The following is a 22603-nucleotide window of genomic DNA, read 5'->3' on the forward strand; positions in this document are numbered from 1 at the left end:
GCCCTTAACTTAGCAGTAGGGCAAAGCGGAAACGTATGCGCCCGCTAACTAGCTAAGAATCCCCCCCTTTTAAGGGTGTGGAGGTTCAAAATAATATATAAAGTTCGACATCTTGGTACTCACACGAATAGGAGATGCATTATGCAACTTAGACATGTGAAAATAAAAGGGACAGGCAAATATTTGCCGGAGCGTGTAGTCAGTGATGCAGAGCTTGATAAGATCCTTGGCACAACACCGGGCTGGGTGAACAAAATCACCGGCGTCGGCACCCGTCATTACGTGGGAACCGATGAAACCGCCTCCTTCATGGGCGCAAGAGCCGCTGAAGCAGCCCTCGCCGACGCAGGCCTCAGCTTCAGTGAGGTCGATTGTCTGGTGTGTACGAGCGGAACCAAGGAGCAACCGCTGCCGAGTACAGCCGTGTTCATTCAGCAGGCCATGGGTCAGGCGGATTCGGGTGTCCCGGCTTTTGATATCGATGCGACTTGTCTCAGCTTTCTGGTAGGGCTTGATGTGATGTCCTACATGGTGGAAGCGGGCAGATATAAGAATGTGCTGCTGGTGGCCACTGAGATTGCATCGGTGGGGCTGAACTGGCAGGATAAGGAGAGCTCAGCCTTGTTCGGTGACGGAGCAGCGGCGGTGGTGATCGGGCCTGCGGATACCGGAGATTCCTCGCGGATACTCCATGCTTCGCTCAAAACCTATAGCAGCGGTGCGCGTTATTCGGAGATTGCCGGGGGCGGGACCAGACTGCATCCCCAGAATTATACAGCCGAGGATGCGCTGCCTTATCTGTTCCATATGGATGGACAGGCTATATTCCGCAAAGCGTCCAAGCTGCTTCCGGATTTCATTGCTGACATGCTGGGCGCCACAGGCAATAAGATGGACGACTTCGCGCTGGTCATTCCCCATCAGGGCAGTGCAATGGCTATGCGTCTCCTGCGTAAAAAGCTGGGTATTGCCGAGGACCGCTTCCTCGACAATACCGCAGGCCATGGCAATACGATTGCAGCATCCATCCCCATGGGGCTGCATGAAGCGGTCCGTCAGGGCCGTATATCGCGCGGAGACCGGATCATGCTGATCGGCACGGCGGCAGGGCTGTCTCTGGGAGGCATGATTATTGAGTACTGAGGCCCGTCGTATTCTGATTACCGGCGGACGCGCTCCGGTGGCCCTGGAGCTGGCAAGGCTGTTCAAGGCGGCGGGCCACCGGGTATACGTGGCAGAAAGTGCTGAGTATCATCTGTGCCGGGTATCCTCTGCCGTCGAGGCCAGCTTCCGGGTGCCTGCCCCAAGGCATCAGCCGCAGGCCTATGTCCAGCGGCTGGCTGCGTTAACGGAAGAGCTAGGCATTCACTGCCTGATTCCGACCTGTGAGGAGATTTTCTATGTCTCTGCCGGTCTTGAGCATCTGACGGGGTGCCGTGTACTTACATCAGACCGGAGAATTCTGGCCGGGCTGCACCATAAAGGGGAGTTCATGGTCCTGCTCCGTTCGCTTGGATTCAAGGTCCCGGACACGGTGCTGATCAGCAGTACGGAAGAATGGCGGAGAGCTGTGAAGCAGGCAGCGCAGAGGGGGGAGCAGCGGGTCTATAAGCCTGCATATTCCCGCTTTGCGTCGAAGGTCATTCTCCCGGATAAAAGCTCCGCTTCAACTAATCCGCATAGCCGCGTTCCGGGAGAAATAGAGACTCCAGCCGGACTATCGGCCGAGGCTCCCTGGGTGTCCCAGGAGTACATTCAGGGCAGAGCGGTTTGTACGTACAGCATACTGCACGAAGGCACAGTAGTGGCGCATGCTGCGTATGACAGCAGGTACAGGACGGGGCGCAGCGGGGCCAGTGTGTATTTTGAACCGCTGGAGCATCCTGCGGCTCTGGAATGGGTCCAGCGGTTCGCCGCAGCAACCGGCTTCAGCGGCCAGATCGGATTCGATTTCATCGAACCGGAGAACGGGATGCTGTATCCGATTGAATGCAATCCGCGCGCAACAAGCGGTATTCATCTGTTCACGCCAGAGGAAGGGCTGACGGAGGCGCTGCTGAATCCCGGTCTGCTCGTGCAGAGCGGAACAGTGATTGTTCCGCGTTCAGCCCGTACAGCGATGCTGACACTGCTCATGCTGGGCTGCGGATTTAAGCCGGGACCCGGGGGTCTCAGCAGCTGGAGGCGGGCGCTGCTTGGAGCAGCAGACGTGGTCTACCGCAAGGATGACCGCGGCCCTGCCCGCGAGCAGTTCCGCATAGTATACGCCGCCTGGAAGACAGCCAGGCGGCACCGCATCTCAATCACAGAGGCGTTAACAGAAGATATAGAATGGAATGGTGAGGCATGACCAAAGCGCTGGTAACAGGTGCAACCGGATTTCTTGGACGGCATACCGCCCGGAGGCTGGCCCGGATGGGCTGGGAGGTCTACGCGCAGGGACGCAACCCGGAGCAGGGGAAGCAGCTGGAGCAGGAAGGTGCAGTGTTCCTGGCCGGGGATCTGCGTGACCCGGAGACTGCCTATAGCTTTTGCCGGGAAATGGATGTGGTGTTCCATTGTGCAGCCTTGTCGTCACCCTGGGGCAAATATAAGGAGTTCTATACGTGCAATGTGGAGGCGACAAGCCATATAGTTGAGGGGTGCAAACGGCATGACGTAGGAAGGCTGGTTCATATCTCCACGCCCAGTGTGTATTCCAGCCAGCGGTCCCGCTTCGGCATCCGGGAAAGTGATCCGCTTCCCGGCCGTCCGGCCAATGCTTATGCCGCAACGAAGCGGATTGCCGAGCAGGTTGTCCGTCAGGCAGCTCGAGAAGGGCTTGCCGCCTTCATGCTCCGGCCCAGAGCCATATTCGGCCCTATGGACAACGCTTTGTTCCCCCGGCTGCTGGCAGCGAATGAGAGTAAGGGGGTGCCGCTGATGAATGGCGGACAGGCGAGGCTTGACCTCACATGCGTAGATAATGTAGTCGATGCCATGCTGCTCTGCTGTGAAGCCCCGGTCTCTGCAACCGGCAGCGTCTATAATATTACCAATGGTGAGCCGCTAAGGTTCGAAGAGCTGGTTACCCGGCTATTCTCACTGCTCGGGCTGCCGCTGCACACCCGTCGATTGCCCTACCCGGTAGCTTATTCCGCAGCGGCCCTGATGGAGGGGATCTACAAGGTACTGCCTATCCCGGGTGAGCCGCTGCTGACCCGTTATTCTGCAGCCGCACTCGGCATCTCCCAGACACTGGATATTACACTGGCCCGTGAGCAGCTGGGTTATCAACCGCGTATAACAACAGACGAGGGACTTCGCGCCTTTGCAGAATGGTGGAGGGAACAGCAATGATTACAGAAATTCCAGTTGGATTATCTATATTGTCTGCGGGCTATTGCCTGCACCCCGAGCGGCTGACGCTGCGCGGAGGCACACTGAAGCCGGTTGCCTTCCCGGCAGGTTATGCCCTGATCCGGCATCCGGAATACGGACCCATCCTGTTCGATACAGGCTACAGCGCGCGTTTCTTCCAAGAGACAGCAAGTCTGCCAGCCTCTCTATACCGCAAGATCACTCCGGTTGTCTACAAGGAGGAAGAGAGTGCAGTGCGGCGGTTGCAGGCAGGCGGGATCTCGCCGGAAGAGGTGCGGTATGTGGTGCTGTCGCATTTTCATGCCGACCATATCGGTGGGGTACGGGATTTTCCGCAGGCGCAGTATATTTATTTGCAGAAATCTTACGATGCCGTAATCGGGCTGGGTCCTGTGCGGGCTACGAAGGCGGGATTCCTGCCCGGATTGCTGCCGGAGGATTTCAGACTCCGCTCCATTCCTGTGGATGAAGCTTCGGCGAAGCGTGCACTGCCGCAAGGCCTTCCGTTCACGGAAGCCTATGATCTGCTCGGAGACGGCAGCCTGCTGGCGGTTGAGCTGTCAGGCCACGCCGCCGGGATGATCGGCGTATTCGTCTCCACCGGTGAGCATGATTATCTGCTCTGCGCAGATACGGTCTGGTCGAGCCGGGCGTTCCGGGAGAACCGCAAGCCGCACCCGGCAGCAGGCCTGATCATGTCCAGCCGGACAGAATACCACCGCAATTTCGAGCGGCTGCGTCAGCTGCATGAACAATTTCCCCTGCTTCGGATTGTGCCCAGTCATTGCCGCGAGGCGCTTGCGCACTGGGGAACGGGAAGTGTGACATGAAGCGGATCAGGCTGGTGATTACCCATTACATTCTCACCAAGTGGGGGAGACGCTGGAAGAACCGGGCAGCACTTGAGCAATGGCAGGAGAAGCGTATCCGGCTCCATGCAGATAAGGTGAGGCAGCACTCGAAGTTCTACAGGGAGCTGTGGGCAGGCATTCCGTCCAAGGATTGGCGGAGCTTCCCCGTAATCGGGAAGCCGGAGATGATGGAGAATTTCGATCAGCTCAACACAGTCGGCATTACGAAGGAGCAGGCCTTTGCCGAGGCCTATGAAGCGGAGAACAGCAGGAACTTCAAGCCTACGCTGCAAGGCGTCACCGTCGGGTTATCCTCGGGAACCTCCGGCAACCGGGGGATTTTTCTCGTGGGAGAAGAGGAGCAGGCGGCCTGGACCGGTACGGTACTGGCGAAGCTTTTGCCGGGTGGACTGTGGAAGCGGGCGAGAATTGCTTTTTTTCTACGGGCAAACAGTAATTTGTATGAATCTGTGAAGCAGGGACGGCTGCAGTTCCGGTATTTCGATCTGCTGGAGCCGCTTCCCCGGCTCTTGAACCGTATGAAGGAGTACCAGCCGGATATCTGGATTGCACCGCCGTCCATGCTGCGTCTGCTGGCTGAGGCACAGCAATCAGGTGAGATGAATCTGTATCCCCGCCGGATCATTGCGGTTGCGGAAGTGCTGGACCCGCTTGACCGGCAGCAGATTGAGCAGACTTTCGGGCAGAAGGTGCATCAGGCCTATCAGTGTACCGAGGGCTTCCTCGGTGCGACCTGCAGTCATGGAACGCTGCACCTCAATGAAGATATTGTACATATCGGCAAAGAAATGCTGGATGAACAATCACGCCGGTTCGTACCCATTGTGACCGATTTCTCCAGAAGTGTGCAGCCCATCGTCCGCTACCGGCTGAATGATATTCTGACCGAAGCGGCAGAGCCGTGTCCCTGTGGTTCGCTGTTCACGGCCATTGAGCGGATCGAAGGACGCTGCGATGATATTCTGTATCTGCCCCATGCGGCAGAGAGCACGCACGTTACGGTATTCCCTGATTTCGTTACCCGGGCTGTGCTGGCGGCTTCCGCAGACATTGAACATTACCGGGTCATCCAGCACAGCCTGACTGAGCTGGAAATCTCCTATCGTACACGGACCGGTACCGATGAAGGCACGGAGCAGCAGATTACAACAGAGCTGACGCGCTTGTTCACGAGGCTATCCTGTCGCCCTCCGCAGTTGACTTTTACCGCTTACAGCCTCGTGCCCGGAACTGTGAAGCTGCGCCGGGTGGAGAGGGGCTGGAAGCTGTGAAGAACCGGGTAACACAGTATGACCGCGATTCTGCTCAGGGGCTGGACTGGCCGGATACGGAGTATGGGCGGTATGCCCGGGAGTATCTTACACCGCTGCTGGAGCGGGGAGCGCAACCTTTTATCGATAATGTGAGTACAACTGTTAAGGTGCTGACCATCGATGGGCTGCCGGTTCCGATTACCGTCAATGAAGCAGACTATGACAACTCGTATGTATGCTCACCCTATACCCACTATGTCAGCTATGCGCGTGAGGAACTGGCCCTGCTCAATAACCGGATGCTAGAGGGCTTATTATCGCTAATGCTCAAAGGAATGGGCTGGATGCTGCGGCAAGCACGGTTTAACCGGGTGGTTCAGGTGAATAACTGGCTGCTGTCCACCAATCTGTATCCTGCCTTAAGTGCGGAACAGCTGACGGCGATACTTGATTACCTCCGCCAGACTTATCCGGGTCATACCTTAATCTATCGTTCGCTTAGCCGGGAGACCTCGGGAGAAATCATCGGCAGACTGCAGGGGTATGGCTGCAAGCTCGTTCCAAGCCGGCAGATCTACCTGCTGCACCCGGATACCGCTGACTCCAAGGCTAGATGGCTAGTCAAACGTGACATGAAGCTGCTGGCGAAGCATGGCTATACTGAGGTTGGTCCGGAGGAGATCACACGGGAAGATATTCCCCGCATTGTGGAGCTGTACAGACTGCTGTATATCGATAAATATTCGGCTTATAATCCGCAGTTCACCGAAGCCTATATTGCCATGGCGCTGGAACGGCGAACCTTGCAGATCTACGGTCTGCGTAAGGAAGGAAGGCTGGATGCGGTGCTGGGCTTCTATGAGCGGGAGGGCGCGATGACGGCGCCATTGTTCGGTTATGACACAAGTCTGCCTCAGTCCCTAGGACTCTACCGTATGCTGTCCGCTGTGCTGATCGGGCTTGCAGGCAGCAGGGGGCTACTACTGCACGAGAGCTCCGGCGTCGGCCAGTTCAAGCGCAACCGGGGAGCGACTGGTGCCACTGAATATTCTGCGGTGTATGACCGGGGGACCACTCTGCTGAACCGCTGCGGCTGGTCCATCCTGGAGCTGCTGCTCCGCCGGATCGGCATTCCGCTTATTCAGAAGCTGAAGCTGTAGGCCGGAACAATGAATGTGAGCCAGGAGGCAGAAGATGAACTTAGCTAACCGTATTACCTTGTTCAGGATATTGCTGATTCCCCTGTTCATTGCGCTTTTCCCCATTTACCCGGACGGATGGGTCAACCAATTCCCGATCCTGGCCTATTTAGAGGTGCATGGTGTTTTTTATGCAGCTATAGTTTTTATTATGGCTTCTATAACAGACAAGCTGGACGGGTACGTGGCGAGAAAATATAACCAGATTACCAATTTAGGAAAGCTGCTTGATCCGTTGGCAGATAAGCTGCTTGTTGCTGCCGCGCTGATTCTAATGGTGAGTTTGCACATGATTCCTTCTTGGATTGCTTTTTTAATATTGGCGAGGGAAGTTATAATGATGGGTGTCCGTATCGCCGCTTCAGCGCAGAAGGTAGCTCTGGCAGCCGATAAATACGGCAAATGGAAGATGGTCCTACAAGTTGCTGCAATCTCGGCAATTCTTTTGAACAATGCGCCCTTCAGCCTGTTTACTTCCTTCCCTGTTGACCTAACCCTGATGTATGGTGCATTAATCATTACCGTATACTCGGGTTACAACTACATTAAGAACAATTATCAGCTGCTGCAATTGGAGACTCATAAATCACATCATTAAAAAAGGAGGTGCCCCATGAACACTAATCCAAGCCAGCCCCTGGGGCATGAACCGGTTGCGCTGATTACCGGGACCTCCAGCGGATTCGGGCTGCTGACGGCAATTACGCTGGCTCGCAGAGGGTACCGGGTCATTGCCACCATGCGGGATCTTGGCCGCAGCAAGGAGCTGGTTCAGCAGGCTGAGCAAGCGGGGGTGCGGGAGCGCATTCATCTGCTGGCACTGGATGTCACGGATGAAGCTTCGATTGCGTCTGCTGTTCAGGCTAGTCTTGAGCTCGCCGGCAGAATTGATGTGCTGGTGAACAACGCCGGCTTCGCCGTAGGCGGATTCGTGGAGGAGGTCAGCATGGAGGCTTGGCGAGGGCAGATGGAGACTAACTTTTTTGGCCTGATTGCCGTAACGAAGGCGGTGCTTCCTCTAATGCGGGTCCAGCGCAGCGGCCTAATCATTAACGTGAGCAGTGTCAGCGGACTGAGCGGATTCCCGGGCTATGGTCCGTATGCCGCCTCGAAGTTTGCGGTGGAAGGGTTCAGCGAGAGTCTGCGGCAGGAGATGCTCTCTTTTGGCGTCCGCGTTGTACTGGTTGAACCGGGCTCCTTCCGTACCCCCATCTGGGACAAAGGGATTACAGGTATGCACAGAAATGAAGGCTCCCCGTATCACACCAGGCTTGAGGAAGTGCTGCGGTACTCCCGGCGCGCGTCCGAGACGGCTCCCGATCCGCAGGAGGTAGCTGATCTGATTGGACGGATCACTGCCAAACGTGCACCGAAGCTGCGCTATCCTGTAGGCCGGGGCTCGCGGGTGCTCATGATCGGCAAGGCCCTGCTTCCCTGGAAGGTGCTGGAGGGGATTATCTCCAAATCACTGCGGGCAATGAAATGATAGCATGACAGAACAGAATAGGGGGGAATGCTTTTGCCGGGAACGGTTGGATTACATATATGCTTTGATGAGCAAGGCCGGGAGATTGAGGTGCTGGATGTGACCCGGGTCGACAAGGACACCTACCGGATTGAGGAGACGCCGATTTTTAACCCGGGGATTGCGCTTGGCGACATTATCCGGGTGAGTGAGCGTGAGGGGATCGCGTATTACATTGAGACGGTGAAGAAGTCCGGGCTTGTCCGGTATGCCTGGCTGCTGAGCAAAGAAACGGCGGCTTCCGGCGAGATCCGCAGCTTCACGGAGCGGGTTACAGAGCATGGGGGCAGATGGGAGCAGATCTTCGGGGGACTGCTGGTGATTTATTTGCCTAAGCACTCTGCTGTAGACGCGGAGCAGGAAATGTCGCGGATTATTGAGCATTTTGAAGGCTAATTATACGAATCTGAGGTGAAGGGAATTGAAGAAATTCTTGAAACAGTGGGTGCCGAGCATTGCCATTGGCATTATTCTATCCTTATTTATCCGTACCTACGTAGCGGAAGCAATGCGTGTGCCTACCGGCTCGATGATTCCGACTATAGCGATTAACGACCGGCTTGTGGTGGACAAAATGCTCTGGAATACCTCGCTGAAGCATGGCGATATCGTGGTGTTCCATCCGCCGGTTGCCGAAGATGCGCATAAAAAATATGTAAAACGGCTGATCGGTCTGCCGGGCGATGTGATTGAGATCAAGGAAGGCAAGCTGTACCGTAACCAAGAGGCCATTGCTGAGCCGTATCTCCAGGAAGCGATGACCTATACCTTCGGGCCGGTCACCGTTCCCGCAGACCATTATTTTTTCCTGGGCGACAACCGTAACGTCAGCTATGATGCTCACTTATGGGAGACTCCGTTCGTAGACAAGGATGCGCTGATCGGCAAAGTACTGTTCGATGTGAACCAGTTGTTCTAAATCGGGTAGTCGACCACCACAACGTTCTCCAGGATTCCCTCCAGCATGGATACGAACTTCTGATGGGCCGGATGAGGCCCGTAGGCACGCAGGGCTTCCTGACTCTCAAAGGTCACGCGGAGCCCCAACGTATAGCCGTGGACATTCTCCTGCTCCTCGGTCACATTAACGCCTGCTGTAAGGTCGATGATGCCGGGGATTTGCTTTTTTAGCGCCAGCAGTGCTTGTAACAGGTCTTGCTCCTGGATTGGTTCGAATTGCTCTTTGAAGCGGAAGACGACGAGATGCTCATACATAATGGATTGATCCCCCTTGGGCAAAGTGTTGGACTGCATTAGCGATTATACTACAAATTGGACGGATGGAGGTTGAACAAGTTGACCAGAGATTCACTAGCCATAACCGATCCTATCAAGGCTCCTAAGTCTATTCAAACCTTGATAGCTATTCTGATCCCCATTATTTTTCTTTCGCTATCCCCCGGCCTCGATCCGGATAGGCATTTCTTTTTATACTACTTCAGACTGGGGTGGATAGGTGTCTGCTGCGTAGCCTTCCTCTTCATTCTCGTTAACGCGCTGCGGAAGGAAGGCCGGCTTCAGTGGGGGACGGATTCGCTTATTATTCGCAACGAGCACATCTCCGCGTCAGGGATTAAGGTCATTTACATAGATGGTCCGTTAGTAGGAATATTACCTGCAGGCAAACGGATTGTCCCGGTTAATCTCTGTTTCAGGTTCACAGAAGACACGGCAGCGGTGAGGAAGAGACTAATGAACTGGGCGGAAGAGAACGAAATTAGGCTGAAATACAAGAGATTTGTCAAATGGCTCTGAACAGAATATGGAAAGGCGTCTAAAGACAGGGATTCTATAGAACTAGATTGCTTGGAGTTTGTGACTTTCACCGGATTGTTACTTTACCGTCTGTTGACTATGATCAAGTGGAGCATAACGGAATATTCCTATCAAGCGGAAACAGCTTTGCCGTCCTTTCAAGGGCGGCATCCGTCTCAGCGAGAAATAGAAGGATAAGTTACCGTGTGAAACCTGTAAGTTCATATATTTAATACAAAAGGGGTGCTGGTACTTGAAAGTACATGTCACGGATCTGAAGCACGGTGATTGTCTCATGGCAGACACTTTCAATGGTGTAGGGCTGCACGTTCTCCCCAAGGGGACGCGTGTGGAACGGGAAGAGATTAGTATCCTGATCCGGCACAAAATTGATTATGTCGATATCGAGCAGCGCAGCGGGCTGAATACGGATGAAGAAGCTGCGCCCAGCCACGGGCTGCACGATGATTTTGATCTCGCTATTTTGAATTATGAAGCGATTTTTCTGGAAGCCTTGACGAAGGGCAGCTTCTCGCAGTCGGCAGTCGATGATACGCTGAAGCCGCTGCTGGAGACGTTGGAAGGGCAAAAGGATGTTGTCTCCCTGCTGCTCCTGTTGGACCGGGATGACATCGATACATATCACCACTCGTTACAGGTGGGCTTATTATCCTATTATATTGCTGCGTGGATGGGTTACTCCAAGGAGGAGCGCTTCTTGATCAGCCGTGCAGGCTACCTGCATGATATCGGCAAAAGCCAGGTGCCCCTGTCGATCCTGAACAAGCAGGGTCTGCTGACGGATTCCGAGAAGGATGAGCTGGCACGGCACACCTTCTATGGCTATGATCTGATCCGCGGCTCCAAAATGGACGAGGTTACCGCGCTGGTAGCCCTCCAGCATCATGAATATGAGGATGGTTCAGGCTATCCGAATCACTTGCTCAAAAAAGAGATCCATCCATACGCCCAGATTGTTTCCGTAGCCAACATCTATATGTCGCTCACCACCTCTACTGCGAACCGTCCCAAGCAGGGGCTGGTCACGGTGCTGCGCAAGGTACATGAGATGGGCTTCGGCAAGCTGAACGAGACGGTGGTGCAGGCATTGACCGGACATTTACTGCCGAGCTTCGTGGGCAAGAATGTACAGCTTAGCAACGGCGAAGTGGGCATGATCGTCATGAATAACCCGCTGGACCTCTTTAAGCCGCTGGTAAAAGTGGGCGAGAGCTTCCGGGATTTGTCGCGTGAACGCAGCCTGTCCATCGACGAAGTGGTGAACTGAATAACCGGATGAAGAGGCACTGTCCGCAGCGTCCTCTTCTAATGAACGGCCAGACTGTCCTTTTGGACGGTTTGGCTTTTTTTTATGTGCAGAAAGAAGAAAGGAGCTAGCACGCAGGAGTCCCGGTGACCGGAGGAAGGTTTGTGTTCAAGCCATAGATTGGCTATGATTAATGAGAGATGGAAGAGTTGCATAGAGATAGAGATTCTAGTCAGTCTGTGCAGCAGCATAAAGGAGAAATGAAGATGCATACCGACAACCAGTTAGAGAAATTGAAGCAGCTCAAATATGAGCTTACCCGCTTTATGATGATTTACAAGTTCGCTCTTGCCGAGATGGAGACCAAGATTGATATCCTCAAAGAGGAATTCCAGCTCCTTCACGACTATAGCCCGATTGAGCATACCAAGTCCCGGATCAAATCCCCGGAGAGCATTATGAAGAAAATGCTGCGTAAGAACAGTGAGTTGTCCCTCCCACAGATCAGAGCCAGTATTAAGGACATCGCCGGGCTGCGGATCACATGTTCGTTCATTTCGGATATTTATCAGGTTAGCGCCATGCTGCAGAAGCAGGACGATCTCAAAGTGCTTGAGGTGAAAGATTATATTAAAAACCCGAAGCCGAACGGTTATCAGAGTCTGCATCTGCTTATCGAGGTTCCCGTATTCATGTCGGACTGTCAGGAGCATGTCTGTGTTGAGGTACAGATCCGCACGATAGCTATGGATTTCTGGGCCAGTCTGGAGCATAAAATTTTCTATAAATACAGCCAGGCGGTTCCTGAGCATCTGACCCGTGAACTTAAGAATGCGGCTGACAAGGCGTACGAACTCGATGTGCAGATGGAGCGGCTGCACCGTGAAATTAAGGAAATCAAGGATTCGCAGGAGGACGAAGATCCATTCTCCGAGTTGCGGGATATGATTCTGGGCAATCAGCAGTTCAGTCTGCCGGACAACTTTGTTAAGTTGTTGAAGGAATAGAATATGGAGGGTGGCTGTTAGAAGGCGCATGCATAGAAAAGCCTACGTTACTGATCTGGATGGAACTCTGCTGAACTCGGAACAAAAGCTGTCGGCATACACTGTACAGGTGATTACAGAAGCGATGGAACAGGGAATGATTATCAGCTTTGCAACTGCAAGAGGATTTATCAGTGCTGACAGCGTAGTGGCAGATATCCCTTGGAGGTATCCGGTGATTCTTTATAATGGTGCGCTTATCTATGACAGCGTAGCACGTAGGGTGATTGACGGCTACTGGCTGGATCCCGCTATTTCCGGGGGAATTATAACGCTGGGGCGGGCTTATGGAATCACCCCTTTTCATTTTTTGCTGGATGCAACAGGCAGTGAGCGGGTGTTGTATGAAGCTCCTACCCGGACTGGTGATGTGGAGTTCTGTAATTCCCGGAAGAATGATGTGCGTTTCCGTCAGGTAGAGATGCTTGAATGTCCTGCCGGGTACCGGACCGTTGTAATGACTTTTATAGGCAAGTTGGAGGACCTGGAGCCGCTTCACCAGAAGGTGCTTGAGCGCTTTGGCGCAGAAGTTCATATTCATTTTATGAAGGATATATACATAGAGGATCATTATTTTTTGGAATTTAGCCATCCGAATGCGAATAAAAGTCAAGGGCTTAAGCTATGGGCACAGCATATGGACCTTCTTGCCACGGAAATTGTGGTGTTCGGCGATCACTTGAATGATCTGGGCCTGTTCGCTGCGGCCGGGACGAGTGTTGCGGTTGAGAACGCTCAAGAGGAGCTCAAAGTAATTGCACATGTAATTACAGCATCCAATAATGATGATGGTGTAGCAGTGTTTCTCGCGGAGACTATGAACAAGGGAGCGATTACAGGATGAGTGACAAGCGTCTTCGTACCATTGCAGTGAACCAGGCGGGTTATTCAAGCGGAGGAGATAAGCTGGCTCTGTTCTCCGGTGATAACCCACGTTATCATATTATTGACATAGCAAGTGAGAATGTGGTATTCACCGGACAGACCGGGGCTTATATTGAGGATAAGCCCAGCGGCTGCCGTGTACGCAGCGGAGATTTCTCGGCGCTTACCTCACCCGGGAAGTACCGGATCGAAGGGGCGGAGGGCGAGCAGTCCGCTGCATTTGTTATTGCAGACAAGCCGTATCAGGAGCTGCAGCAGGGATTGCTGAAGGCCTTCTATTACTACCGCTGCGGCGTGGAACTTGACGGAGAGTATGCGGGAGCCTGGGGGCATAAGGCCTGCCATCTGGCAGAGGGTACAGTCATCGGCCAGCCTGGGCTGAGTCTGGACAGCAGCGGAGGGTGGCACGATGCGGGAGACTACGGAAAATACTCCGGGCCGGGAGCGAAGGCCGTAGCAGATCTTCTTCTGGCTTGGGAGCTGTATCCTGCGGCATTTGCTGGTGTACATACGCTTCCAGAGAGTGACGGCAGCCTGCCGGATGTCCTGCTGGAATGCACAGTGGAGCTGGACTGGCTATTCAAAATGCAGGAGTCCGGCAGCGGCGGGGTCTACCACAAGCTGACCACGGCGCATTTCCCCGGCCTTGATGTGATGCCGGAGGAGGATACTGCGGAGCTGTATTTCTCGCCGGTCTCTGCGGCTGCTACCGGGGACTTCGCCGGGGTGATGGCTATGGCGGCGCGGATCTACAAGCCGTTCGATGAGGCATATGCGGCGCGGTGTCTGGAAGCCGCGCGGGCTGCCTGGAGCTGGCTGACTGCGCATCCGCATGTACCAGGCTTCACCAATCCGCGAGGGATTACCACGGGGGAATATGGCGATAAGGTTGACAGCGACGAGCGCTTCTGGGCAGCGGCGGAGCTATTCCGCACGACAGGAGATGAACAATTCCACAGTGCGGCGCTTGAGCTTGCCAAGCTGCCGTTCCCCAAATACAGCTTCGGCTGGGGGGATATGGGCGGCTATGGCACACTGGCATATCTGCTCATAGGGGAAGCAGGCACGGAGCCATCTCTCTATGCTGAGCTAAGGGAGGGCTTGCTGGCAGAAGCAGACCGCCTGCTGCGGCAGAGCCATGACGACGGCTACAGAATCTCGCTGCTGGAGCAGGACTATATCTGGGGCAGCAATATGCTGGTCATGAACCATGCCATGCTGCTGCTGGCAGCGGAACATTTCAGCGGGGAACAGGAATATGCTGCTTGTGCTCTGGATCATCTGCATTACCTGCTGGGCCGCAATGTGCTGGGGATCAGCTATGTGAGCGGCTTCGGCGAACATGCGGTCATGCATCCCCATCACCGCCCGTCTGTGGGCGATCATGTGGTTGAGCCGGTTCCGGGCTTGGTGGTTGGCGGTCCGGACCGGGGACTGCATGATGAATATGTGAAGGAGCATTTGCGGCGCAAACCCGCAGCCCAGTGTTACGCGGATCACGAGGACAGTTATTCTACGAACGAGGTAACGATCTACTGGAATTCACCGGCATTGTTCGTGACGGCGAGATTCAATTGCTGATCAGATAAGGAGACGGACCCATACAGTCATTCAAAGTGATTAGTCTGGATATGTTCCAGACCCTGGTGAATATTGAGAGCAGGCGGGCAGAGGTCTGGAGGCCGATTCTCCAGCAGAAGTTCAGTGAAGCAAGGGCACTGCAGCTCGGCAAGCAATTGCTGAGCCGTTATTATGCCGCAGCCTGCGAAGCCCGGGAGGCGGGTACTTTTATCAGTAGTAGAGAGATTTATTACAGAGGGTTTCAGAGCGTATTCCAGGAGTCCGGTTTGGATTGCGATTGTGAGCAGGCAGTGGATAACCTCTTTGCCCAACACCGGCTGTCTGAAATGTACGAAGACACAGAGGCCTTCTTACAGCGCATATGCCGGGATTATCAAGTGTGCATTGTAAGTGATACAGATGATCTAATGCTTCCTGAGTTCTACCGGAATTATCCCATCGCGCTGTTCACCTCTGAGACGTATCAGTCATATAAGAATGACACGCATAACCGTATGTTTACTGAGGTGATAACCCATTATGGGGTGGAGCCGGAGCAAATTATCCACATTGGAGACTCTGCGTCAGATATTCTCGGAGCAGCCAGAGCCGGAATCAAATCCTGCTGGCTCAACCGGAACGGTCAGCCCTGGGAGCTTGAAGTCAAGCCGGATGTTACAGCGGGAACACTGGAAGAGGCCTATGAGCTGATATCCAGAGAACAATAACAAAGGAGCCGTGAGCGAAATGAACGACAATGTGGAAGAGCAGGAGCTGGAATTGTTAAAATACCCGATTGGAAGATTCGCCGCTAAGGGGAACCGGACAGCAGAGGTGCGGGAAGAATCGGTTGCGGTCTTTAGGCAGTTGGCAGAGGAGCTGCGGGCAGCAGTCCAGCCGCTAACGGCGGAACAGCAGCATACCCCTTACCGGCCGGGCGGCTGGACCGTGATTCAGGTCGTGCATCATCTCGCCGATACGGGCATGTACGCGTACCTCCGCTTCAAGCGTGGACTGACGGAGGAAGCGCCGCTGGTTCCAAGCTACAGACAGGATCTGTGGGCGGAATTGAGCGATTCTTCCAACGAACCGGTGGAATCCTCACTCCAGCTCATCGGACTGCTTAACCGCAGATTCGCGACCTTACTGGAGTCCTTGCAGCCTGAGGATTATGACCGGACCTTCGTAAGCGGCGGTCTTGGTGAGATGACACTGGATACTGCAGTGGAGAGGTACATCTGGCACAGCCGTCATCATATCGCGCAGATTACAGCATTGATCCAGCGAAGCGGCTGGTAAATGATAACTTTGTTTTAGCATAAAAAGACGGAGGGGTTGTGTACCCTACGTCTTTTTATTTTGTCCGCCGGAAAAGGGTGTGGAGGCCCGACGAGTATACGAGGAGTCTGGGATGTATGCGGAAAACAGCATACACTCGGGTGGATACGGGGCTCCCGGGCAAAATGTATGCGGAAAACAGCATACATTCGGCGGGGACGAGGTTTCCGGGGCAAAATGTATGCCGAAAACAGCATACAATAGCACAGGGCGGAACCGGGCCCTACGAGACGTTGCTCCTTTTAGGGTTGCAGCCCCATCCAGCCCAGCCCGTCCGCCTAATCTATTATCGAATGAACCTGTCACCTGGGCATGGGCGGATACATATCCTATAACCAGAACGATAAAAAAACGGCCCCGAGGAAAGGACGGATATGTGTGACCTCTTATATGGACTATACGTCGCCCAATACACAGTTTACGTTTGATATGAATGGCAACACCTTATTCAAGAAGGATGACTGCAATTATATCAACGTACTGGGCATCAAAAATCTGAACACCCTGGAGAATACTTCGCTGCTCGATATCTATCTCAGCAGATCCAATGTGGTCGAGCCGCATTATCATCAAAATGCCGCTGAGCTGGTCTACTGTATCTCGGGCGCGGCAGTGGTGTCGCTAATCAACCCGTTTACGAACGAGCTGCTGCATTTTCCGATCACTCCGGGTCAGGTTGCCAATGTGCCGCAGGGCTGGTGGCATTATGAAGTGGCCACGATGGATTGCACCCATCTGCTGGCGATCTTCGATGCCCCTACACCGGAGGTCATCCTCGGTTCGGATCTTCTGAGCCTAACCCCGGCTAATGTGTTGGCACATACCTATTGCCTTAATGAAGCGCTGGTTAAGGAAGCACTCGCTCCGGTGAAGCCTCAGACCTTCATTGGTCCGCCTGCGGATTGCTGTCCCACTGCGAAGGCGGCAGCCGAGAATATGAAGGGAACCCACATCGCTCCTGCCAATATGGCGCCGATGATGGCTAATGCGAACATGCAGCCTTACATGCACCAGCAGCAGGCTCCGCAATCCTTCGGATACCAGCCGATGGCGGTACATGGTTATTATGCGCAGCCATATGCCCAGCCCTACCGCCAGCAGCAATACGTCCAGGCTACTCCGCAAGCTGTACATGAGGCTGGAACCGAATAACAGAATCCAAACAGCACCAACGGCAGCGTATTCTGTGAATACAGAATGACGCTGCCGTTTTTTTGCGAATATAAGAACTTATATGTTTCACATTATAACTTAGCTTGTCTTCAGTGATTCTTATCTGGAACCTGGAAGGAATGCAGATAATTCTGAATATCCTCCTGCGGGGTCTCGAGCAGACCGGCCAGCATGCTTTGAATAGCATACAGGGCCGCAACCTTTTCGTCGATTTCGGTGATTTTGTCGCGGACGAGTTCCTTCAAGGTCTCTTCATCCATCTTCGAGCCGAGCAGGGCAAGCGCCGCCTGGATTTCTTTCAGTGAATAACCCAGTACTTTGGCATCCTTGATGAACTTCAGCTTCACCAGAACATCTGCAGAGTAGATCCGGTATCCCTTAGCGGTCCGCTCCGGCACTGGCAGGATCCCGCTGTCTTCATAGTAACGGATGGTTGCCGCACTCAGCCCCGCCTGCCGCGCCAGCTCCCCACGGGTCATTCCCTTCATTTGGCATTCCTCCTGTATTCGATATCTATCTACCTCCTATGGTCGCTTGTGCGTGAAGGCCGGGTCAAAGGTTACTTCCGGGTATTCGGCCGAAGGACCGTTCAGCAGCACCTGCGGCTCATTTAGCAGATACTGATCGAAGAATGACCGGACATAGGTTCTGTTTATATCTACAGTATGCACCGGATCAAGGCCGTTGGCGAATAAGGAGGGCGACAGCAGGGCTATATCCGTAAAACTCTGGTGAATGAAATGATCCACTGTCAGATAATAGGTATCCCTGGTGCTGCGGCTCATAACCGACTTCAGATCCGGTGTGAACTCTTCATAGATCAGGGGATCTGTGTTCGCTTCGGGATGTGCAAGATTCTGCGCAGTCGTGCCGGACATCACGTACATAAAAGGCTGCGTCAGCCCTTCATGGGCAACCTTGCCCCAGAACCCGCCTTCCAGACTGACACCTGCCTTGAACCGTTTGTCTTGGGCTAAAGCTTCGGCCGTTGTTGCCCCGCCATAGGAATGGCCGAAGATCCCCGTACGGCTAAGATCCAGCCTGCCCTGGAACAATCCATTCGGGTCCTGTACATTCCATGCGGTCAGGGTGTCGAGTACAAAGCTGGCGTCTGCTGCACGAATGGCAATTCCGCTCACATTGTAGTTGTAGAGCGCTGCGGAAGTATCGAACTTCGGATCAGGCACGTAGTAGACCGAAGCGCCATCCGGGTAAGTGACCTTGGCTGAGGTATAAGGATGATCCATCCCTACGACAATATAGCCGTGGCTGACTAATTCTTCGATAATCGACATACTCTGAAATCTGGTGGAGCGGATACCTGGCGAGAACAGCAGGACCGGATAGCTGGCTTCGTGTGCCGAGAGCTTCACTCCGTTTGCAACATGAGTCGGAATATAGGTGACATGGCTGAATAGCTGCTTCGGCAATCCGAATACAAGGCTAATCGCTTCGCCCAGTGCAGAGGGGTAATGCTCCTTAGGCTTGCCCTCAGTCTGATCAGGATCGGCTGGATACCATACATTAACCATCAGCTTCCGTTTGCCGCCTTCCTCAGCGCTCAGCGTCTCGTTACGCTGCTCATCGATAAGCTCGCGTGCGATCGTTCCGATGGCATATTGCCCAGTTGGCTCGGGTTGCGTGAACATCGGGAGCAGTCTGGACGCATAGACGGATACTCCTGTAAGAAGGAGGATGAATATCAGCAGCAGACTCTTCCATAGCTTCGGATACCGCTTAGGCGGGCCCGTCCGGGGATGCCTCACAAGTCTGAATCCGAGTATGGTCAACAGCCCGAGCGCTGCGGCGTAGGCTGGAGCCATCTGGATCCGGTAATTCTCCAGCACCCCATGCAGCATCAAAGCTATAACGACAGCCAGCAGCATGAAGGTATCCAGCCTCCGGTTTTTCTTGGTCCCTATCCTTCCTGCTGTAACAGCCAGAATCACCACAATGACTACAATCTCAAATATTCTCATTTGTACTACCTCCATACTCTATTCATCTGGAACAATTAGAGTATAAAGGTTGAAGTATACTTCAAGGTCAAGGCTTGATTTAATATGCCGGGCACATATGCAAAAAAAGACGGCAGCCCGTTCCGGATTCGGAAGCGAACTGCCATCCCAACTGCTGACACTCGTCATGTGAGACTAAGATAAGCGGACAAGCACGCGGCCACGGGTGCCTGACTGGAGAATATCCTGAAGCGCAGCAGGCAGCTCAGTCAGCGAAATCTCACGGTCCACCAGCGTATCCAGCACCGCAGGCTTCATGTCGCCTGCCATGCGCTGCCAGAGCTTGGCCCGTTTCTCCATAGGGCAAGCTACGGAATCGATGCCGAGCAGACTGACTCCGCGCAGGATAAACGGCAGGACGGTGGTCGGGACAGCCGTGCCTGCGGTTAAGCCGCTTGCGGCCACTGCACCGCCGTAGGCGATTTTGCTCAGGACAGCAGCCAGCGGGGCGCCCCCGACTGAATCTACTGCTGCCTGCCAGAGCTGCTTGTCCAGCGGCTTCACCGCACTGCCCGCGACCTCTTCGCGGGAGATGACCTCGGCAGCACCCAGCTCCTGCAGATACCCGGCTTCATCCGTTCTGCCGGTACTGGCAGTAACCTGATAGCCCAGCTTAGCCAGAATGGCGGTTGCTGCACCTCCGACACCGCCGGTGGCACCGGTGACGAGCACTTTTCCCTGGTCAGGCGTCATGCCTTGAGCTTCCAGTGCCTGCACAGACAGCGCCGCCGTGAATCCGGCCGTGCCATAGATCATCGCTTCCCGCAGCGTCAAGCCCTCTGGCAGTTCAATAACCCAGTCCGGAGGGATACGGGCGTATTCGCTGAAGCCGCCGAAATGGGAGACGCCGATCCCATAGCTGGTAGCAATGACAGACTGGCCTTCGCGGAACCGGCTGTCCTTCGATGAGACTACCGTCCCTGACAGGTCAATCCCCGGAATGAACGGATAATTTCGCACAATATTCCCATTCGGGATGCTTGCCAGCCCGTCTTTATAGTTTACACTGGAATAAGCTACTTTAATTAACACTTCACCGGCAGGCAGTTCCTCCAGGGATACCGGTCTAACCTCTACGGAGAATGGTTCTGTCTTGTCCACTACCAATGCTTGAAAAGAGTTCGTCATAACTTCTCGCTCCTAATCCATGCTGTATTGTTCTTAAATAAGAATTCATAGGCTTCGTGCCATTACTATTGTGCCCTGTCAACTAAGGAAACACAATGATATCCAACACTAAATGGTTACAAAGGAGCGTTCATATGAGAGTGAAATTGCATAAAACCGTGCTTACCGCAGCAATTTGTCTCGTTCTGGGCGGGGGAGCACTGTACGTATCTGCTTCATCCGATCCCGGCCCGGCAGTACACCGGTTGCGGCTAAGTGAGGATGAGCCTGCGCGGTATCTGCAAGGGCTTGCGGCTGTGACTCTGGATCAGCTGGAGCTGACGCTGGGTGATCAGAGCCGTCCGGGTAATTATATCAGTATCCCTAATCATACAGAGCTGCTATGGAGGAAGCCAGTGCCCACTCCGGCTGGTGAAGGGGAGCTGATCAAGTTCATACAGGAGGGGAGTGCGGTCTATCCTGCTCCTGAAGTTACTTATTATTGGCTGTGTTATCAGCGTCCCGGCAAGAGTGACAGCGATGATACGGTCACCTACTATATAGAAGCGAAAGTATTGGGGCAAGATGAAGAAGCGGCCGAGGATGAGCTGTTAAAGCTTGCTAAGGATTGGGAAATTCCCGGATAACCCGGATTTAATTGTGAACAACATGTGAACTGTAGTATATTGAGGATAGAATTCATTCGTCTGATGAGGGAGGCATACTCTATGTCCATTGCAACAACGATGATTATCCGGCTAGAAATCCGTAAGGCCGAAGCTTCTTTTGGCGATGTGGCGTCCAGGCTGGCAGCAGCCGGCGGCGATATTGTAGCGATTGACGTTATACGTGGCGGCAAGGATGTGACGACCCGTGACCTGACCGTGAATGTGCAGGATGCGGCGAATGAAGAGATTATCAGCGTGCTGAAGAATATGCCTGGAATCAAAGTTATCAATGTCTCCGACCGCACCTTCCTGGCTCATCTCGGCGGCAAAATCGAGGTCACCCCGAAGATGCCGATCAAGAACCGCGAGGATCTGTCGCTGGTGTATACCCCAGGTGTGGCCCGTGTCTGTACGGCGATTGCCGAAGATCCGTCCAAGGCATATTCCCTGACGATGAAAAGAAATACGGTAGCTGTCGTCACCGACGGCACCGCAGTGCTGGGGCTTGGCGATATCGGACCGGAGGCGGCGATGCCGGTCATGGAGGGTAAGGCCATGCTGTTCAAGCAGCTGGCAGATATTGACGGGTTCCCGCTGTGTCTGAACACCAAGGACCCGGAAGAAATCATTCAGATTGTGAAAGCGGTTGCTCCCGGCTTCGGTGGGATTAATCTGGAGGACATCAGCTCTCCGCGCTGCTTCGAGATTGAACGGCGCTTGTCGGCGGAACTGGATATTCCGGTTTTCCATGATGACCAGCACGGAACAGCAGTAGTTGCTCTGGCCGGATTACTGAACGCGCTCCAGGTCGTGGAGAAGAAGATTGCAGACTCCAGAATCGTAGTCGTCGGCATCGGTGCGGCAGGCGTATCGATATGCCGTCTGCTGCTGGCGGCAGGTGCCAAGCATCTCTATGCGATAGACAAGGAGGGGATACTGAACCGGAACGAATCCTACACCAATGCTGAATGGAGCTGGCTGGCCGAAGCCACGAATCCTGAGAATCTGAGCGGAGGACTGGATGAGGCGGTGCGCGGAGCAGATGTCTTCATCGGTGTATCCAGAGGAGGGATTTTGCAGGTTAGCCATCTGCAGAGCATGGCCCAGGACAGCATCGTGTTCGCTATGGCTAATCCGACCCCGGAGATTGAACCGGATCTGGCGGAGCCTTACGTCCGGGTGCTGGCAACCGGCAGAAGTGATTACCCTAACCAGATTAATAACGTGCTGTGTTTTCCGGGGATTTTCCGCGGGGCGCTGGACTGCCGGGCGAAGACGGTGAATCTGGAGATGAAGCTGGCAGCGGCGCAGGCCATTGCAGCAGTGGTCCACCCGGATGAGCGGAATGAGCAATATATTATTCCGAGCATTTTCAACGAGAAGGTCGTGGAGCAGGTACGTCTGGCTGTAATTAAGGCCGCCATAGCGACCGGCATCGCTCGGCGCATTCCGCCGGATGTGAGCTGAACGGGAATCATTAACCGGAACAGCTCTGGATAAGGGCAAGGTGAACAAGCTGCGGCCTTGGGGCTGCGGCTTGGTTTGCGTCTGCTTTTGCGAAAAAGTATATAGTTGGC

Annotated in this window: 24 protein-coding genes; 20 read left to right on the top strand and 4 right to left on the bottom strand. The window is 54.1% G+C overall.

Features of this window, described 5'->3' with window-relative positions:
- Positions 1–141: 141 nt before the first annotated feature.
- Genes MKZ07_RS03470 through lepB form a run of 10 tightly spaced genes read left to right on the top strand, consistent with a single transcriptional unit; the run spans position 142 to position 9128 of the window.
- Positions 142–1143, top strand: coding sequence for a beta-ketoacyl-ACP synthase III (locus MKZ07_RS03470; protein ID WP_341024506.1), 1002 nt, complete (start codon positions 142–144; stop codon positions 1141–1143).
- Positions 1133–2350 carry an ATP-grasp domain-containing protein gene (locus MKZ07_RS03475; protein ID WP_341024508.1) on the top strand — a complete coding sequence of 406 codons (1218 nt, stop codon included), beginning with the start codon at positions 1133–1135 and terminating at the stop codon, positions 2348–2350. The genes MKZ07_RS03470 and MKZ07_RS03475 overlap by 11 nt, the downstream gene beginning before the upstream one ends.
- Positions 2347–3339 (top strand): NAD-dependent epimerase/dehydratase family protein, encoded by a 993-nt coding sequence (locus tag MKZ07_RS03480; RefSeq protein WP_036695113.1) that lies wholly within the window; start codon positions 2347–2349, stop codon positions 3337–3339. The genes MKZ07_RS03475 and MKZ07_RS03480 overlap by 4 nt, the downstream gene beginning before the upstream one ends.
- Positions 3336–4190, top strand: coding sequence for an MBL fold metallo-hydrolase (locus MKZ07_RS03485; RefSeq protein WP_036695112.1), 855 nt, complete (start codon positions 3336–3338; stop codon positions 4188–4190). Before MKZ07_RS03480 ends, MKZ07_RS03485 begins: the two co-directional genes overlap by 4 nt.
- Positions 4187–5503: a F390 synthetase-related protein gene (locus MKZ07_RS03490; RefSeq protein WP_341024512.1), complete on the top strand. Its 1317-nt coding sequence runs from the start codon at positions 4187–4189 to the stop codon at positions 5501–5503. The genes MKZ07_RS03485 and MKZ07_RS03490 overlap by 4 nt, the downstream gene beginning before the upstream one ends.
- Positions 5500–6645, top strand: coding sequence for a GNAT family N-acetyltransferase (locus tag MKZ07_RS03495; protein WP_341024514.1), 1146 nt, complete (start codon positions 5500–5502; stop codon positions 6643–6645). Before MKZ07_RS03490 ends, MKZ07_RS03495 begins: the two co-directional genes overlap by 4 nt.
- A 34-nt stretch (positions 6646–6679) precedes the next feature.
- Positions 6680–7282 carry a CDP-diacylglycerol--glycerol-3-phosphate 3-phosphatidyltransferase gene (gene pgsA, locus MKZ07_RS03500; RefSeq protein WP_036695109.1) on the top strand — a complete coding sequence of 201 codons (603 nt, stop codon included), beginning with the start codon at positions 6680–6682 and terminating at the stop codon, positions 7280–7282.
- Between the two features lie 15 nt (positions 7283–7297).
- The gene (locus tag MKZ07_RS03505) at positions 7298–8170 is read left to right on the top strand and encodes an SDR family oxidoreductase (protein ID WP_051493489.1); all 873 of its coding nucleotides are present in this window, start codon (positions 7298–7300) and stop codon (positions 8168–8170) included.
- A gap of 33 nt (positions 8171–8203) precedes the next feature.
- Complete coding sequence (locus MKZ07_RS03510) at positions 8204–8605, top strand: DUF4265 domain-containing protein (protein ID WP_036695108.1); 402 nt, start codon at positions 8204–8206, stop codon at positions 8603–8605.
- A gap of 25 nt (positions 8606–8630) precedes the next feature.
- A complete protein-coding gene (gene lepB, locus MKZ07_RS03515) occupies positions 8631–9128 on the top strand; it encodes a signal peptidase I (protein ID WP_341024519.1) in 498 nt (165 codons plus the stop codon).
- Here the strand turns inward: lepB and MKZ07_RS03520 are convergent.
- Positions 9125–9424, bottom strand: a complete 300-nt coding sequence (locus tag MKZ07_RS03520) for a Dabb family protein (protein WP_036695106.1) — start codon at positions 9422–9424, stop codon at positions 9125–9127. The two genes, lepB and MKZ07_RS03520, sit on opposite strands and share 4 nt — an antisense overlap.
- Positions 9425–9505: 81 nt before the next feature.
- Between MKZ07_RS03520 and MKZ07_RS03525 the strand changes: the two genes are divergently transcribed.
- The 8 genes from MKZ07_RS03525 to MKZ07_RS03560 all read left to right on the top strand — a co-directional run bounded on the left by MKZ07_RS03525 (position 9506) and on the right by MKZ07_RS03560 (position 17212).
- Positions 9506–9964: a hypothetical protein gene (locus MKZ07_RS03525; protein ID WP_036695105.1), complete on the top strand. Its 459-nt coding sequence runs from the start codon at positions 9506–9508 to the stop codon at positions 9962–9964.
- Between the two features lie 253 nt (positions 9965–10217).
- Positions 10218–11252, top strand: coding sequence for an HD-GYP domain-containing protein (locus MKZ07_RS03530; protein ID WP_036695104.1), 1035 nt, complete (start codon positions 10218–10220; stop codon positions 11250–11252).
- 245 nt (positions 11253–11497) lie between these two features.
- Positions 11498–12238, top strand: coding sequence for a GTP pyrophosphokinase (locus MKZ07_RS03535; protein WP_036695103.1), 741 nt, complete (start codon positions 11498–11500; stop codon positions 12236–12238).
- A 28-nt stretch (positions 12239–12266) separates the two neighbouring features.
- Positions 12267–13121, top strand: coding sequence for an HAD hydrolase family protein (locus tag MKZ07_RS03540; protein ID WP_341024525.1), 855 nt, complete (start codon positions 12267–12269; stop codon positions 13119–13121).
- Positions 13118–14743, top strand: coding sequence for a glycoside hydrolase family 9 protein (locus tag MKZ07_RS03545; RefSeq protein WP_341024526.1), 1626 nt, complete (start codon positions 13118–13120; stop codon positions 14741–14743). The genes MKZ07_RS03540 and MKZ07_RS03545 overlap by 4 nt, the downstream gene beginning before the upstream one ends.
- Positions 14744–14778: 35 nt before the next feature.
- Positions 14779–15450 carry an HAD family hydrolase gene (locus tag MKZ07_RS03550; RefSeq protein ID WP_051493487.1) on the top strand — a complete coding sequence of 224 codons (672 nt, stop codon included), beginning with the start codon at positions 14779–14781 and terminating at the stop codon, positions 15448–15450.
- Between the two features lie 19 nt (positions 15451–15469).
- Positions 15470–16021: a YfiT family bacillithiol transferase gene (locus MKZ07_RS03555; RefSeq protein ID WP_341024530.1), complete on the top strand. Its 552-nt coding sequence runs from the start codon at positions 15470–15472 to the stop codon at positions 16019–16021.
- A 417-nt stretch (positions 16022–16438) separates the two neighbouring features.
- The gene (locus MKZ07_RS03560; RefSeq protein WP_442792437.1) at positions 16439–17212 is read left to right on the top strand and encodes a cupin domain-containing protein; all 774 of its coding nucleotides are present in this window, start codon (positions 16439–16441) and stop codon (positions 17210–17212) included.
- A gap of 110 nt (positions 17213–17322) precedes the next feature.
- Here the strand turns inward: MKZ07_RS03560 and MKZ07_RS03565 are convergent, their stop codons facing one another.
- The 3 genes from MKZ07_RS03565 to MKZ07_RS03575 all read right to left on the bottom strand — a co-directional run bounded on the left by MKZ07_RS03565 (position 17323) and on the right by MKZ07_RS03575 (position 20379).
- Positions 17323–17721 (bottom strand): MerR family transcriptional regulator, encoded by a 399-nt coding sequence (locus MKZ07_RS03565; protein ID WP_036695099.1) that lies wholly within the window; start codon positions 17719–17721, stop codon positions 17323–17325.
- Positions 17722–17757: 36 nt separating this feature from the next.
- Positions 17758–19212 (bottom strand): alpha/beta hydrolase family protein, encoded by a 1455-nt coding sequence (locus tag MKZ07_RS03570; protein WP_036695098.1) that lies wholly within the window; start codon positions 19210–19212, stop codon positions 17758–17760.
- 174 nt (positions 19213–19386) lie between these two features.
- Positions 19387–20379, bottom strand: coding sequence for an acrylyl-CoA reductase family protein (locus MKZ07_RS03575; protein WP_341024536.1), 993 nt, complete (start codon positions 20377–20379; stop codon positions 19387–19389).
- Between the two features lie 134 nt (positions 20380–20513).
- On the opposite strand from MKZ07_RS03575, the gene MKZ07_RS03580 reads away from it, so the two are divergent.
- On the top strand, positions 20514–21005 hold the full coding sequence (locus MKZ07_RS03580) for a hypothetical protein (RefSeq protein WP_036695096.1): 492 nt from the start codon (positions 20514–20516) through the stop codon (positions 21003–21005).
- Positions 21006–21086: 81 nt separating this feature from the next.
- Positions 21087–22493, top strand: a complete 1407-nt coding sequence (locus MKZ07_RS03585) for an NAD-dependent malic enzyme (protein WP_341024538.1) — start codon at positions 21087–21089, stop codon at positions 22491–22493.
- The last annotated feature ends 110 nt before the right edge of the window (positions 22494–22603 follow it).

It is taken from the genome of Paenibacillus sp. FSL P4-0338 (assembly GCF_038002365.1).
Lineage (GTDB): Bacteria > Bacillota > Bacilli > Paenibacillales > Paenibacillaceae > Paenibacillus_AQ.